The sequence below is a fragment of the Pseudomonas kielensis genome (genome assembly GCF_030505375.1).
Taxonomy (GTDB): Bacteria; Pseudomonadota; Gammaproteobacteria; order Pseudomonadales; family Pseudomonadaceae; genus Aquipseudomonas; species Aquipseudomonas kielensis.
On the sequence record NZ_CP130043.1, the window covers coordinates 261,648 to 277,090 of the forward strand.

The 15,443-nt window shown below is 63.9% G+C and carries 12 protein-coding genes; 6 read left to right on the forward strand and 6 right to left on the reverse strand.

Annotation, left to right across the window (positions count from 1 at the left end; translation table 11 throughout):
- Positions 1-42: 42 nt before the first annotated feature.
- Complete coding sequence (locus Q1W70_RS01365) at positions 43-1,356, forward strand: leucine-rich repeat-containing protein kinase family protein (RefSeq protein ID WP_302098530.1); 1,314 nt, start codon at positions 43-45, stop codon at positions 1,354-1,356.
- Between the two features lie 110 nt (positions 1,357-1,466).
- Here Q1W70_RS01365 and Q1W70_RS01370 read toward each other — a convergent pair whose 3' ends face one another.
- Positions 1,467-2,171, reverse strand: coding sequence for a YebC/PmpR family DNA-binding transcriptional regulator (locus tag Q1W70_RS01370; RefSeq protein ID WP_095167828.1), 705 nt, complete (start codon positions 2,169-2,171; stop codon positions 1,467-1,469).
- A 219-nt stretch (positions 2,172-2,390) separates the two neighbouring features.
- Between Q1W70_RS01370 and Q1W70_RS01375 the strand changes: the two genes are divergently transcribed.
- Positions 2,391-4,253, forward strand: a complete 1,863-nt coding sequence (locus Q1W70_RS01375; protein ID WP_302098531.1) for a type VI secretion system Vgr family protein — start codon at positions 2,391-2,393, stop codon at positions 4,251-4,253.
- Between the two features lie 7 nt (positions 4,254-4,260).
- On the opposite strand, the gene Q1W70_RS01380 is transcribed toward Q1W70_RS01375, so the two are convergent.
- Positions 4,261-5,658, reverse strand: coding sequence for an FAD-dependent oxidoreductase (locus Q1W70_RS01380; RefSeq protein WP_302098532.1), 1,398 nt, complete (start codon positions 5,656-5,658; stop codon positions 4,261-4,263).
- Between the two features lie 75 nt (positions 5,659-5,733).
- Positions 5,734-7,059 (reverse strand): MFS transporter, encoded by a 1,326-nt coding sequence (locus Q1W70_RS01385; protein WP_302098533.1) that lies wholly within the window; start codon positions 7,057-7,059, stop codon positions 5,734-5,736.
- A 292-nt stretch (positions 7,060-7,351) separates the two neighbouring features.
- Here Q1W70_RS01385 and Q1W70_RS01390 point away from each other — a divergent pair, with 292 nt between their 5' ends.
- Positions 7,352-8,224, forward strand: a complete 873-nt coding sequence (locus Q1W70_RS01390) for a LysR family transcriptional regulator (protein WP_166590766.1) — start codon at positions 7,352-7,354, stop codon at positions 8,222-8,224.
- A gap of 114 nt (positions 8,225-8,338) precedes the next feature.
- Here Q1W70_RS01390 and Q1W70_RS01395 read toward each other — a convergent pair whose 3' ends face one another.
- Positions 8,339-9,199: a LysR substrate-binding domain-containing protein gene (locus Q1W70_RS01395; RefSeq protein WP_302098534.1), complete on the reverse strand. Its 861-nt coding sequence runs from the start codon at positions 9,197-9,199 to the stop codon at positions 8,339-8,341.
- Positions 9,200-9,308: 109 nt separating this feature from the next.
- Here Q1W70_RS01395 and Q1W70_RS01400 point away from each other — a divergent pair, with 109 nt between their 5' ends.
- From Q1W70_RS01400 to Q1W70_RS01410, 3 genes are all read left to right on the forward strand, one after another.
- Positions 9,309-10,418 (forward strand): 2-aminoethylphosphonate--pyruvate transaminase, encoded by a 1,110-nt coding sequence (locus tag Q1W70_RS01400; protein WP_166590768.1) that lies wholly within the window; start codon positions 9,309-9,311, stop codon positions 10,416-10,418.
- A gap of 79 nt (positions 10,419-10,497) precedes the next feature.
- Positions 10,498-11,325 (forward strand): phosphonoacetaldehyde hydrolase, encoded by an 828-nt coding sequence (gene phnX / locus Q1W70_RS01405; RefSeq protein WP_166590769.1) that lies wholly within the window; start codon positions 10,498-10,500, stop codon positions 11,323-11,325.
- A gap of 198 nt (positions 11,326-11,523) precedes the next feature.
- Positions 11,524-12,072 (forward strand): cytochrome b, encoded by a 549-nt coding sequence (locus tag Q1W70_RS01410; RefSeq protein WP_166590770.1) that lies wholly within the window; start codon positions 11,524-11,526, stop codon positions 12,070-12,072.
- Here Q1W70_RS01410 and Q1W70_RS01415 read toward each other — a convergent pair.
- Complete coding sequence (locus Q1W70_RS01415; RefSeq protein ID WP_302098535.1) at positions 12,069-13,001, reverse strand: 1-aminocyclopropane-1-carboxylate deaminase/D-cysteine desulfhydrase; 933 nt, start codon at positions 12,999-13,001, stop codon at positions 12,069-12,071. The genes Q1W70_RS01410 and Q1W70_RS01415 overlap by 4 nt on opposite strands.
- A gap of 256 nt (positions 13,002-13,257) precedes the next feature.
- Positions 13,258-15,297, reverse strand: coding sequence for an NADPH-dependent 2,4-dienoyl-CoA reductase (locus tag Q1W70_RS01420; protein WP_302098536.1), 2,040 nt, complete (start codon positions 15,295-15,297; stop codon positions 13,258-13,260).
- Between the last annotated feature and the right edge of the window lie 146 nt (positions 15,298-15,443).

Consider the following 15,443-nt stretch of genomic DNA (forward strand, 5'->3'; position numbering starts at 1 on the left):
CAGGCTCGACGCCGCCCCCTCTTCCCTTGACTGGATGTGTTCATGCATACCCTTGCACAACTGCGATCCGGCGAGTTGGCCGGGATCAAACGACTGGACCTGTCGTGCGGCCTGGAGGAATTTCCCGAGGAAATTTTCAGCCTGGCGGACTCGCTCGAGGTGCTCAACCTCAGCGGCAACGCCTTGCGCCAATTGCCGGACGACCTGCACCGACTGCGCCACTTGCGGGTGCTGTTCTGCTCGAACAATCGCTTGCGCGAACTACCGGCCGGCCTGGGCCAGTGCCAACAATTGAGCATGATCGGTTTCAAGAGCAATCGCCTGCAGCGGGTCCCGGGCGAGGCGCTGCCGCCACAGTTGCGCTGGTTGATCCTGACCGACAATGAACTGGAGGAGTTGCCCAGCGAACTGGGGCAGCGCCCCCTGCTGCAAAAACTCATGCTCGCCGGCAACCGCCTGCGCAGCCTGCCCGCCAGCCTGAGCCAGTGCCATCGGCTGGAGCTGATCCGCATTGCCGAAAATCGCCTCAGCGAACTGCCCCAGTGGTTACTGAATCTGCCGGCCCTGGCCTGGCTGGCGTATGCCGGCAACCCGCTGGAAACCGAGGCCGATGCCAGCGCGCTGGCCGCCACCGCGCACATTCCCTGGGCGCAACTGCAGCTGCAGCAGCGCCTGGGCGAAGGGGCTTCGGGGGTGATTCATCAGGCGCTGTGGCAGCCGCCATCAGCGCCGGCGCGCGAGGTCGCGGTGAAACTCTACAAAGGGCCGATGACCAGCGACGGCTCGCCCCTGCATGAAATGAACGCCTGCCTCAGCGCCGGCAGTCATGCGCAACTGATCAGTGTGCTGGGGCGCATCGTCGACCATCCGCAGCAGCAGGCCGGCCTGGTGATGGGGCTGATCGACCGCAGTTATCGCAACCTGGCCGATTTACCCAGCCTGGATTCCTGCAGCCGCGACGTGTATCAGCCTGACACGCGCTTTACCGCCGAAGTGGCGTTGAACATCGCCCGCGGCATCGCCTCGGCCGCTGCGCACCTGCATCAACAGGGCATCACCCACGGCGACCTCTATGGCCACAACACCTTGTATAACGATCAGGGCGACTGCCTGCTGGGGGACTTCGGCGCGGCGTCCTTCCATACCCGCGCCGAAACCCTGGAAACCCGCGCGCTGCAACGCATCGAAGTGCGAGCCTTCGGGATTCTGCTGGGGGAGTTGCTGGCGCGGATCGACTCCGGCCTGAGCGCGACACGGCGCGAGGTATGGGAGGAGTTGCAGCGGCAATGCTGTCAGCCCCAGGTGCTGGCACGTCCCGGGTTCAACCAGATCCTGGCCGCTTTGCACCAGGCCTGAATGGCACGCGGGCAAGCCTTGCTCCTACACAGTGCTCGGTATGCCCGTGATTTGTCGGGACCAGAGAGGTAGGAGCCGGCTTGCCGGCGATGGTGCGCTGTTCGCCTGGCTTAGCCGGCCAACCCGACAAACATGTCCTGCACGTCGTCGTGGTTGTCCAGGCCCTCGAGGAACGCTTCGACTTCTTCCATTTGCGCGTCAGTCAAGCCGCTGACAGGGTTCTTCGGCTTGTAGCCCAGTTTCGCCGACAACACGGTGAAGCCCTGCTCCGGCAAAGCTTTCTGTACCGAGTCGAGGTCGGTGGCTTCGGTGATGAACAGGGTCGCGCCGTCTTCGGCTGGTTCGAAATCCTGGGCACCGGCTTCGATCGCCGCCATTTCCGGGTCAGCGTCCGGGGTGTCCGGCGATGCCTCGATCATGCCCACGTGGTCGAAGTCCCAGGCCACGGAGCCGGAAGCCCCCAATTGCCCCTTACGGAACGCCACGCGGATTTCCGCCACGGTGCGGTTGATGTTGTCGGTCACGCACTCAACGATCAGCGGCACCTGGTGCGGGGCAAAACCTTCGTAGGTCACACGGTGGTACTGCACGGTCTCGCCCAGTTGACCCGAACCTTTCTTGATCGCACGTTCCAGGGTTTCACGGGGCATCGAAGCCTTCTTGGCCTGTTCCACCACCAGGCGCAAATGTGCGTTGGTTGCGGTATCGGCACCGTTACGCGCAGCAATGGTGATTTCCTTCACCAGCTTGCCGAAGATTTTCCCCTTGGCGTTGGCTGCCGCTTCTTTGTGTTTAACCTTCCACTGTGCGCCCATAACTCACTCTCTTGATCTGTGGCGCCGAGACATCTATTGGCCGACGCGTTGCGCAAGTTTATACGGCAAAAAGTTGGCAATCGACCAAAAAGTGCAGCGGATGAGCGACATCATCACAAGCACTTGTAGGGTCTTTCTGAAATGCGCTGATGGGCTGACTATTGACCCTCAGTGTTTCGTACCCTCGATGCCCCGAACTTCATGGCAGAAGAGTGTGTGATGCACAACGACATGGAAAGCCCCCTGGGCCTGAACCCAACCCTGACCCTCCCTGAGCTCGCCTTGAGTTTTGCGGTACGTCAGTTCAAGGGGCACGAAGCCCTCAACCAACTCTACCAACTGGACATCGAACTGCTCGGCCCGGCACCGGCGATTCGGCTTGAGCAGTGGCTGCACCAGCCGGCCTACCTTTGCCTGGGGCCGCGTATCGGCCGCCACGGGATCGTCCAGCGCGCCGGGCTGATCGATGCCAACGCCCAGCAGATCACGTACCGCCTGACGCTCGCCCCCCGCCTGCTCGCCCTGGAGCAACCGCCACGGCGGCGTATACGGCGTGAGTTGAGCGTGCCGCAACTGCTGCACCAGTTGCTCGAGGAGCGCGGCCTGCCCGCCGACAGTTACCGCTTCGAACTGCACCATGGCGAGTACCCACCGCGGGCGCTGTGCATCCAGTACGACGAAACCGACCTGCACCTGCTGCATCGGCTGTGCGAAGAGGAAGGCATCCACTTTCATTTTGAACACCACGACGACCGACACGTACTGGTATTTGCCGAGGACAGTGCCAGCTTCACCCAGCACCCGCTCGAGACCGCCTTTGCGCCCGGTGCCGACCACGCGGTGATCAGCCAGTTGTTTCAATGTCACAACCCACCCTGCTCCGCGCCGCGCCACAGCGTTCAGCCACGGGGCGAACCACAGGAGTCGGGCCCCGCGCCGGCAGACGCCGCCAATCAAGTCGCCCAGGCCACCGCCCGGGCAACCCCGACCCAGCAGCACCAGCGCCAGTTGAGCCGGCGCGAGCTCGAACGCCTGCGGTGCCTGCACCGGCAAGTCCAGGGCCACAGCACGCAGCCCGGTCTACGCAGCGGGGGCATCCTGCAAGTCAGTGGCCATCCTGTCGCGGCATTCAATGACCAGTGGTTGCTCTGCGAGGTGGAGCATGAAGGCACCGCGAGCCACTACCGCAATCAATTCACCGCCATCCCCTGGTCCAGCGAGTTCCGCCCAGCGCACACGCACCTCAAGCCGCGCATCCCTGGCCAGCACATCGGGCGGGTGGCAGAGCCGCCGGTGCTCGACGCTCAAGGCCGGGTACAGGTCTGGTTGTGGCCTGCGCAAGCCACCGATGACGCGCCCTCGGGGCTCTGGTTGCCAAGGGTCCAGGTGGCCACGGACGCCGGGCAGTTGCCCGCAGGCGGCAGCGAAGTCCCGGTCAGTTTCCTGGATGGTGATCCCGATCGACCGGTGCTCTATGCCTGCGACCTTGGCGCCGCGCGCAATGACCAAGCCTGGCAGGATAAAGAACAGCCCATCAGCCTCTCGGCCAATGGCAACGTGCTGCACCTGACGGCAGACAGCATCACCTTGTCCGGCCCGCTGTTCAGCCCCACCCCTGCCCCTGACGTGGCCCCGCTCGAACATCCCGGACGGCCTCAGCCCCAGCACAGCGGCTGGAGCGGTGAGATCTATCTGTTCGAACATCCGCCCGCCACCACCGACTGTTTGGCCCACGCCAACTGGTACATCGTGCGTATGCCGCAGCCCGGGCTCATGGAGCTGACCGGCCTGGATCGCAGCGACGTGGTCATGCAGGGCACCAGCCTGGCGTCGGGTAACCTGGCGCTTTCGCCCGCGCAGAAAAAACAGCTGGCCTGCGAGTTCGCCCGCACCCCGGAACAACTGTGCTTGCTGTATCCGGGGCAATGCGTGGCGCTGGCCGAATACTTCCAGCAACACTGGAACAGCGCGCAACGCCTGAGCTTCATTGAGAGCGCCCGGCCCACCAGCCCGCCTGCGCACACGGGGCACAACCAACTGTTATTCGACTGGCTGCTGCCCCACGCCGGCAAGGCGCCTTGAACCGCCGCTAGCCTTTATCGGCCTTGCCGGCCGCCGCCGCAAATTTCGCCAGGCGCACGTCCAGATGCCGTGGACGCCGGCCGTGATCCTCGGCGCGCTCCTTGCGCCGGATCGCGTTACGCACCAGCAGCGAGCCCAGGTAGCGAATCGGCTCCGGCGGGAAATACCCCAGCGGGCCGTTGACCAGGGGTGAGCGGGTCCAGGGGTTGTCCAGCCCCAGCACCAGCGACGAGAGGATCTGCCCACCCATGTGACAGGGGCCGACGCCACTGCCGGAATAGCCAAACCCATAAAACACATTGCCACTGGCGCTCATCTGGCCAAAAAACGGCAGGCCGGTCACCGAGCGATCCGACGGCCCGTTCCAGGTCGCCGCCACCGGCACCTGGGCAAAGGCCGGGAAAAACTGCGCCAGGCTTTTTTGCAGCAGGCCCGCATAGGGCGATGGCTGATCGAACACCGGCAGCATGCGTCCGCCATAGGCGAAGGTATTGCCGCCCTTGCCGAGCATGATTCGACCGTCGGGGGTATTGTGGTAGTAATGCACGAAGATCCGCGAGTCGAGCACGGTCACACCGGTGGTCAGGCCGATGGTCTTGAGCAACTCCGGGCGCGGCTCGGTGATCAGCATGTCGCTGGAAACAATCGCCACGCTGCGCTCGAACTGGGGAAAGGCACGGGCCATCCAGGCATTCATCGCCAGCACCACCCGCTTGGCACGGATGCGTCCATGGGGCGTGCGGATCACCGCCGGCCGGCCTTCCTCCAGGCCAGTCATCGCGGTGTTTTCATGCATTCGCACGCCCAATTGCAAGGCCACTCGCCGCAGGCCGCGCACCAGCTTGCCCGGTTGCATGCTGGCGGCGGCCGGCGAGAACCAGCCTTCCAGGTGTTTGCTGGAGCCCGCCATGCGCTGCACGTCGGCCACCGGACGCTTGCTGAACGAGTTGATGCCATTGCGCTCCAGCGCGGCGATCACGCTGTCGGTGGCGCCGCACTGGGCACGGTTGGTCGCGGTGTACAGCGTGCCATCAAGGCGGTAGTCGGCGTCCACCCCGTACTGCTCGCAAAACGCGCCGATGGCCTGGATGCTGTGCTCCGACTCCTTGACCAGGCGCACCGCCTCCTCGACACCGAACAGGCGCTCCAGGGTGAAGTACTTGGCCGACCAGGACAGCGCACACCCACCATTGCGCCCACTGGCGCCGGCGCCGCAGACATCGGCTTCGATCAGCAGCACATCCAGCCCGGGGTCCTGCTGCTTGAGCATGACGGCGGTCCACAGCCCGGTGTAGCCGCCACCGACAATACACACATCGGCATCGGTGTCCTGCGCCAGGGGCACACAAGGAGCGCTGGTGTCGGCTTCCAGTGCCTGGGCCAGCCAAAAGGGTCTCATGGGCAAATCTCCATATCGAGGGGGCACGGCCCCGCCGCCGATCAGGCCATGAGCGTCGGCGAGGTCGCGGGGGTAGAGTTATCAGCTGCGCAGTGGCTTGATCGCCATGGGCACATTGGGCACAAACGCACGCTCTGGTTGCAGGCTTGCCGGGCGGCTGTTCCAGTGGGGGACCAGCACCAGGGCCGAAAACAACGCGCAACCGGCAAACACGATGAACACCGTGACCGTGTCGAAGTAGCCCGGCAACAGGCCGCCGAGGATGGCGCCGACCGAACCGCAGCCGTTGACGAAACCGGCGGCGGTGGCGCCGGCCTTGGCGGTGCCGAAGTCAATCGCGGCCGCACCGCTGATCATCGAGTCAGGTCCGTACAGGGTCAGGCCCATGACAAACAACAAGGCCACCACCAGCAACACGCTGCCGGTTTGCAAGGCGCCCATGAACAGCGCCAGCGAGACCGTCAGGGCCAGCAGGCTCAAGACACAGGCCGGCAAGCGCCGCGCTCCGAACAGTTTGTCCGAGGCCAGGCCAATCATGATCGGCCCCAGCAACCCCGCCAGCTCGAACGCGGTGGGGATGATCGCAGCGCCCACCTTGCCCACCGAGGGCATTTGCTCGAAGACGATCACCGGGCCCCACAACAGAATTGCGTAACGCGCCGGCTTGAGCATGAAGTACGCCAGGCCCAGGGTCAGCACCGTGCGATTGCGCAGGATTTCACGCAGCGGCGCCCACATGCTGATCCGGCTTTGCGCATCCGCCTCGGCGGCGGTCAGTTGCGGCGCAGGCTCCACCGCCGGCAAGCCGACGTCTTCAGGCTTGTTGCGCTGAAAGATAAAAAACAGCAGCGCCACCACCGCCACCACCGCGGCACTGGAAATGAACGCCGCATGCCAGCTGCCCACCAGGGTGTAGGCCCACCAACCGGCAAAAGGCGAGGCCACCAGGCCGCCAAAGGCGTAGCACGAACTCCACAGGCCCAGTACCCGACCGCGTTGTTCGGCAGGGTAGAAACTGCCCAGGTTCTTGCACAGGCCCGACCACCCCGTGGACTGCGCCAGGCCCTGGATCACCATGCAGGTGGCAAAGATCGGCAAGGTGGCAAAGGTGCCCATCACCAGCGCCGCCAGGGCTGAGATCAACAACCCACCGAACACCACCACCCGCGGTCCGTAGCGGTCGGCGAGGATGCCCCAGGTGAACTGGCCAATGGCATAGGCGGCCAGGTAGAGCCCGTCGAGGTTGGCCATGGCCATTTTGTCGAGGTGGAAGGTAGGGTCTTCGCCGATCCCCAGTTTGGCCACGGAGAACGCTTTGCGAGTGAAGTAGAAGGCCGCGTAGGCGAGCCAGGTGATGGCGAAGATTTGCACGCGCCAACGCTTGATAGTGCCGATGTGCTTATTCATGGTGGATCTGACCTCAGGGTGTGAGTGTGCCGGCAGATTCAGAAAACTAAACGCCTGTGTTTTTTATTGTTGAGCACTGCGGCAAGGCCCCTAGGAGGGCGGGCGTTGCCGGTCAGATGAGTCCTGTTCCATCCCTGTCTCGAGATTTTCCATGCGCGCCAGGATCATGGCCACCGCCGCGGGTCGACTGACCAGTCAGCGGGGCTAGGGGCGATAAAAACAATTACTGATTAATAAGTGAAATCGATTTATCGTATTTCAAATATAAGCTCAGCTTGTAAGAGGTCATGCGATGTCGGTATCCCACGCCCAGCTCAAGGCTTTCCATGCCGTGGCCCAGCACGGCAGCTTCACCAAAGCGGCCGAACGCCTGTTCCTGACCCAGCCAGCCATCTCCGACCAGGTGCGCAAACTCGAAGAACGGTTTGGGGTGTTGTTGTTTCATCGCAACAAGCGCTCTGTGCGCCTGACCGACCTGGGCGAACGCCTGTTGAGCATCACCCAGCGCCTGTTCGTGATCGAAGCCCAGGCCCAGGAACTGCTGCAGGACTCCCAGGCCCTGCAGACCGGCAGCCTGATCCTGGCGGTGGATGCCCCGGTCCACGTGCTGCCGCAAATCGCCCGGTTCTGCGAGCGTTATCCGGGCATCAGCGTGAAGATCGAAACCGGCAACACCGACGAATCGCTGTTTCGCCTGTTCAACTATCAGGCCGACCTGGCCTTGCTCGGACGGGACGTCAACGATGCGCGCCTGCTGACACTGCCGTTGCGCAACGACCCGATGGTGGCCTTCGTTTCCCGCAACCACCCCTGGGCCGACCGCGAGTCGATCCGCCTGGCGGACCTGGACGACACCCCGCTGGTATTGCGTGAAGTCGGGTCGGTGACCCGCCAGACCCTGGAAGAAGAAATGGCCCGGGCCGGCTTGCGCATTCGACCGGCGATCCAGGTGGAAGGCCGCGAGGCCGCACGGGAAGCCGTGGTGGTCGGGATTGGCGTGGGCGTGGTCTCGGCCGCCGAGTTTGGCGCCGATTCACGGGTTTGCGCACTGCCGATTATCGATTGCACCCGGCGCCTGACCGAAACCCTGGTGTGTCTGCGCGAGCAGAGTTCACGGCGCGTGGTGGCGACATTTCTGCAGATGGTGCGTGAGAGCCTGGAGTAAGCAGGTCCGGCCCTATCGCGGGTAGGCCGCAAGCGGGCACAGCTCCCACAGTTCCACAACCCTACACCAGCCAAGTGGAAGCGAGCCTGCTAGCGATAGCCGCGCCACACGTCATCAGACAGGCGCCAGGGCGAAAAACGCCTGGATCAGGCGCAGGTCCCGGCGCCGCTCCATGCAGCCAATCAGGTGTCGATTGACCAACCCCTTACCGATGATCGGCACCGCCCGCACCCGCGGATCGTGACTGACCTCGACTGACGACACCACCCCCACCCCCAGCTCCGCCGCCACCGCCTCGGTCACCGCCTCGCGGCTGTCCAGCTCCAGCAGCACCCGCGGGGTGATGCGCGCCTGGCTGCAGGCCTCATCGAACGTGCGCCGGGTGATGGAGCTCGGCTCACGCAGGACCATGATCACCTGGTCCAGCGCCTCGAGGCTGACGCCCTGGTCCAGGCTCGACCAGGGGTGACCGGCGGGCACCAACGCGCAGATCCGCGACTCGCTCAGTGCTTGCAGGTGCAGGCCCTTGCGCGGCTCGACTTCGGTCAGGACCGCCACGTCGGCGTGTTCGGACAGCAGCGCCGCGAGGGTTTCCTGGGCATTGCCCAAGCGCAGGTTGACCGTGATGCCCGGGTAGCGCGCCCGCAGGCTGGCGAGCATCGGCATGACCATGTGCGGCCCGTCCGCCGCCACTTCCAGGCGCCCGGTCAGTAACTGCCGGTTGGCCTCGAGCATGACCTGGGCTTCTTCGGCCAGGCCAAACATCGCCCGGGTGATCGCCGCCAGCTTGATGCCCTCCTCCGTCAGTTCGACCCGCCGTGCGGTGCGCCGCAACAGCGTGATCTGGTAGTGCTCCTCCAGCGCCTTGATGTGCCCGGTCACTGCCGGCTGGCTGATGAACAGACGGGCAGCGGCCCGGGTAAAGCTGCCCTCACGGGCCACCGCATCGAATGCGCGCAACTGGAACAGGTTCATGAATAAGCCTTACTGATGATTGGCATAACAACAAACAATTTGATTGATGGCGCGGCAAATTGCAATTTATCTCCCGTAGCTTCATCCCATCGATAACGAGGACACGCGAATGAGCACTGCCGAACCCATCCTGCTCACCCCCGGCCCATTGACGACTTCGGCCCGCACCCGCCAGGCGATGATGGTCGACTGGGGTTCATGGGATGACCGCTTCAATCAACTGACGGCCAGCCTCTGTGAACAACTGCTGAGCATCGTCAACGGCGCCGACAGCCACCACTGCGTCCCCCTGCAAGGCAGCGGGACCTTCGCCGTCGAAGCGGCGATCGGCACCCTGGTGCCCCGCGACGGTAAAGTGCTGGTGCTGATCAACGGCGCATATGGCAAGCGCCTGGCGAAAATCTGTGAGTACCTGGGCCGCTCGTTCAGCACCTTTGAAACCGCTGAAGACGAGCCGACCACTGCCGCCGATGTCGACCGCCTGCTGCGGGCCGACGCCAGCATCACCCACGTTGCGCTGATCCACTGCGAAACCAGCACCGGGATTCTCAACCCACTGGCGGACATCGCCCAGGTCATTGCCCAGCACGGCAAACGCCTGATCATTGACGCCATGAGTTCCTTTGGCGCGCTACCGATCGATGCCCGGCAAGTCCCCTTCGACGCGCTGATCGCCGCCAGCGGCAAGTGCCTGGAAGGTGTGCCCGGCATGGGTTTTGTCTTCGCCAACAAGCAGGCCCTGGCCACTGCGGCCGGCAACTCCCATTCGCTGGCCATGGACTTGTTCGACCAGCACAGCTACATGGCCAAGACCGGCCAGTGGCGCTTCACCCCGCCGACCCACGTGGTCGCGGCGCTGCACGAGGCCCTGCTGCAATACAACGAAGAAGGCGGCTTGCCGGTACGCCACCAGCGCTACGCCGACAACTGCCAGGTGCTGCTCGAGGAAATGGCCAGGCTTGGCTTGCGCAGCTTCCTGCCGGCGGCCATCCAGGCGCCGATCATCGTCACCTTTCACGCCCCCCGGGACCCGCGCTATCAATTCAAAGCGTTCTACGAACGGGTAAAGGCCAAGGGTTTCATCCTCTACCCAGGCAAGTTGACCCAGGTCGAAACCTTCCGCGTCGGCTGCATCGGCCACGTCAACCAGGCCGAGATGCGTGCAGCGGTGGCCGCTGTGGCCGAGGTCTTGCGCGAGATGGAAGTACTCGAGATCTGACTTTTCAGCGATCAGCCGGCCGCTGGGTACGCCAGCGGCTACAGGGTTCATCATTCTCCAAATACAGGATTCGCACACTATGAACTACACCAACCCAACAAAGCTGCAAGCCGCCATCCTCGACTGGGCCGGCACCGTGGTCGACTTCGGCTCGTTCGCGCCGACCCAGATCTTTGTCGAGGCCTTCGCCGAATTCGACGTGCAGGTGTCCATCGAGGAAGCCCGGGGCCCGATGGGGATGGGCAAGTGGGACCACATCCGCACCCTGTGTGACCAGCCACAAGTGGCTGAGCGCTATCGCCAGGTGTTTGGCCGCACCCCGACCGACGATGACGTGACCGCCATCTACCAACGTTTCATGCCGCTGCAGATCGAAAAGATCGCCGAGCACTCGGCGTTGATCCCCGGTGCCCTGGAGACCATTGCCAACCTGCGCCAGCAAGGCATCAAGATCGGTTCGTGCTCTGGGTATCCGAAGCAGGTGATGGACAAGGTGGTCGAACTGGCCGCCACCAACGGCTACATCGCCGATCACGTGGTCGCCACCGACGAAGTGCCCAACGGCCGCCCATGGCCGGCCCAGGCCCTGGCCAACGTCATCGCCCTGGGCATCGACGACGTCGCCGCCTGCGTGAAGATCGACGACACCGTGCCCGGCATCCTCGAAGGCCGGCGCGCCGGGATGTGGACCGTGGCCCTGATCTGCTCCGGCAACGCGCTGGGCCTGACGTACGAGGGCTATCGCGCCCTGGGCAGCGACACCCTGGCCAACGAGCGCCAACGCATTCATGGCCTGTTCGAAGGTTCGCGCCCGCATTACATGATCGACACCATCACCGACCTGCCCCAGGTGATCGCCGACATCAACAAACGCCTGGCCCAGGGTGAGATGCCACAAAGCAGCTGATAGCTCACGCGCCCGACAAAGCGCCAGCCCTTGACCGGGGCTGGCGCTTTTTTTTGCACAAAAGCCTGTGGCAGAGCGCTGGACGTAGGACAAGAGCCTGACTTGGCTCAGGCAATTTCCCCCTAACAGGATTACAGTTAGCGCACTCCGTCGCACAAGAATGGAGATTTATGACCTGAATACTGAGGAATGGACCCTATGCCCTGGAAGAACTCTGTCTCACGCTACAGCACCGTATCGATCGCGCTGCACTGGTTGATGCTGGTGCTGCTGGCCGTGGTGTATGCCACCATCGAACTGCGTGGGATCTTTCCCAAAGGCAGTGGCGGTCGGACCCTGATCAAGGAAGCGCACTTCATGCTCGGCCTGACCGTGTTCGTCCTGGTCTGGCTCCGCCTGTTCGCCCGCAGCCTGGGAGTGGCACCGAAAATCGTACCGACTCCACCCCGCTGGCAAAGCCTGCTGGCGACCCTGATGCACGTCGCGCTGTATGTGTTCATGATCGGCATGCCGATCCTCGGCTGGCTGATCACCAGCGCCGCCGGCCATCAAGTGATGTTCTATGGCATCGACCTGCCGCTGTTGATCGGCGAAGACAAGGAGCTGGCCAAGCAGATCGAAGGCTGGCATGTGCTGGGCGGCACCATCGGTTACTGGCTGATCGGCCTGCACGCCGTGGCCGGACTGGCGCACCATTATTACTACCGCGACAACACCCTGCTGCGGATGATGCCCAAACGCGGTTAAACCTGCGCCTGGGTGGCAAAACCCCGGCGGCCCTGCAAGCCGCCGGTGTGCACAAAGATCCAGCGCGTACCGGACGCCACCTGCCCCGCCTCGACCTGCTGCTTGAGCGCCAGCAAGGCCTTGCCGGTGTACAGCGGTTCCAGCGGCAGGCCACTGGCCTGCTCGGTGGCCTCGATGAACGCCAGCAGCACCGGGTCGACCTTGGCAAAACCGCCGCGGCTGCCATCGATGAGCCCATAGTCGCCCACTGAGCACCCGCCCTGCGCCAGGATCGCTGCGACCTGCTCTGCCACGCCATGGTCGTGCGGTACCGCCAACACCCCCTGCACCGGATGCCTGCCCGCCTCGGCCAGCACCAGACCCGCCAGCGTGGTACCCGTCCCGCAGGCCAGCCACCAACCGTGATGATCGGTCCAGCCCAGGCCAGGCAGCTGTTCAGCGACCAGGCCCAGCAGTTGCCCGCAACCACGCGCCCCCGCCAAGCCGCCACCGCCCTCGGGAATGGGCTCAAACCCCGGGTACTGCGCCAGCCACGGCTGCCAGAACCCAGGCTCATGCCGGGCTCGATAGCCGCCGTAACCCAGCCAGTGCAGGTGCATGCCGAACGCCTGCAGGTCCTGCACCGTGGCGTTGGACTGGGGATGCCCACGCAACAGGCCGACGGTGGCAAAACCAAAGCGCTTGCCGGCCGCCGCCAGGGCGTGCAGGTGATTGGACCAGGCACCGCCCAGGCTGATGACACCCTGCGCCCCCGCCTCGCCGGCAAGCCGCAGGTGATCCATCAGTTTGAACCACTTGTTGCCACAGATCAGCGGGTCGATCAGGTCCAGACGCAGCACCGCGACCTCGACACCGGCACGGTCGAGCCAGTCCAGGTGCAGGGGTTCGAGGGGGGCTTGGGGAGACCAATCGGCAGGTAGGCAAAGCATCGGCAACATCGTTCACAAGACGTGGAACGCCAGTCTACCAGCCATGCACCTCATAGCAGCTGCCGAGCCTGCGACGCTGCGTTCGGCTGCGAAGCGGGCGCCAAGGACCCACGCCAACCCGGCGAGGACTGCGTCCTCGAACACAGCCTCGCGCGCTCGGCAGCTGCTACCAATACTGATCGAAGTGAAAGCACCGCGATTGCTTTGCACAATCGCGGTGTCGGGTGACGGCTGTTCCGGCCGGACCCAGGTTGACTTAGAGCTCAGCCGCCAGGCGCGATCCCTGATTGATCGCGCGCTTGGCATCCAGCTCCGCCGCCACGTCTGCACCACCGATCAGGTGCACGTTCTGCCCAGCGGCCAGCAGGCCGTCGTACAGTTCGCGCAGCGGATCCTGGCCGGCGCAGATCACAATGTTGTCCACCGGCAACAGTTGCGGCTCGCCCGTCTCGCCGATGCGGATGTGCAAGCCGGCGTCGTCGATCTTCAGGTACTCGACGCTGTTGAGCATCTGCACCTGCTTGTTCTTAAGACCGGTGCGGTGAATCCAGCCGGTGGTCTTGCCCAAGCCGTCCCCGACCTTGGATTTCTTGCGTTGCAGCAGGAACACTTCACGGGCCGGGGCATGGGGCTCGGCCTTGATGCCCGCCACGCCACCGCGCGCTTGCAGGTGAGTGTCGATGCCCCACTCCTTCCAGAAGGCTTCACGGTCCTGGCTGGTGGCCACGCCCTGATGCACGAGGAATTCCGACACGTCGAAACCGATACCGCCGGCGCCAATCACCGCGACTTTTTTACCCACCGGCTTGCGCTGCAGAATCACGTCCAGGTAGCTCAGCACCTTGGCATGGTCGATACCGGGGATCGCTGGCAGCCGTGGTGCGATGCCGGTGGCCAGGATCACTTCGTCGTAGCCGCCGGCGACCAGTTGTGGCACATCGACCCGAGTGTTCAGGCACAGCTCGACATGGCTGGTCTGCAACTTGCGATTGAAGTAGCGCAGGGTTTCGAAGAACTCTTCCTTGCCCGGCACACGTTTGGCGACGTTGAACTGACCGCCGATTTCGCTGGCCGAATCGAACAGCGTCACTTGATGGCCGCGCTCGGCGGCAACGGTGGCGGCCGCCAGCCCCGCAGGCCCGGCACCGACCACCGCGATCTTCTTGATCTGCTGCACCGGCAGGTAGTTGAGTTCGGTTTCGTGGCAGGCACGCGGGTTGACCAGGCAGGAGGTCAACTTGCCGCCAAAGGTGTGGTCCAGGCAGGCCTGGTTGCAGCCGATGCAGGTGTTGATTTCATCACCCCGCCCGGCAGCGGCCTTGTTGACGAACTCCGGATCGGCGAGGAACGGCCGGGCCATCGAGACCATGTCGGCATCGCCTTCGGCGAGGATCTGCTCGGCGACTTCCGGGGTGTTGATACGGTTGGTGGTGATCAGCGGAATACCCACCGAACCGCGCAATTTGGCGGTGACCTTGCTGAATGCCGCACGCGGCACCTTGGTGGCGATGGTTGGAATCCGCGCTTCGTGCCAGCCGATCCCGGTGTTGATGATCGTTGCACCGGCCTGCTCGATGGCCTTGGCCAACTGCACGATTTCTTCCCAACTGCTGCCGCCTTCCACCAGGTCGAGCATCGACAGGCGGAAGATGATGATGAAGTTCGGGCCCACCGCTTCGCGCACGCGACGCACGATTTCCACCGGCAGGCGCATGCGGTTTTCGTAGGCACCGCCCCAGCGGTCGGTGCGATGGTTGGTGTGGGCGGCGAGGAACTGGTTAATGAAATAACCTTCCGAGCCCATGATCTCGACGCCGTCGTACTCGGCGGTTTGCGCCAGGGTGGAGCAGGTGACGAAATCGCTGATCTGTTTCTCGATCCCTTCCTCGTCCAGCTCTTTGGGCTTGAACGGGTTGATCGGCGCCTGGATAGCGCTCGGTGCCACCTGTTTCGGGCTGTAGGCATAACGCCCGGCGTGGAGGATCTGCATGCAGATCTTGCCACCGGCTTCATGCACCGCACGGGTGACAATCTGGTGTTTCAGCGCTTCTTCAAGGGTGGTCAACTTGGCCGCGCCAGCGTACACGCCGCCCTCTTCGTTCGGGCCGATACCGCCGGTGACCATCAGGCCAACGCCGCCACGGGCACGCTCGGCAAAGTAGGCCGCCATGCGCTCGAAACCGCCCGGCTTCTCTTCCAGCCCGGTGTGCATCGAGCCCATCAGGGTGCGGTTGCGCAACGTGGTAAAGCCCAGGTCCAGCGGGGCCAGCAGGTGCGGGTAGTGAACGGCGGCCATCGGTAACTCCACAACGAGTAATCACGGAAAAAGTGCGGACGCTCTTGGGCGTCCATCGGTTATGGGTCACAGACTAAGAGCAGGCCCGCCCGCACTCAATGACCGTAACTGACAAGTTATTGATCCAAATGTGCAGCACCCCTTGG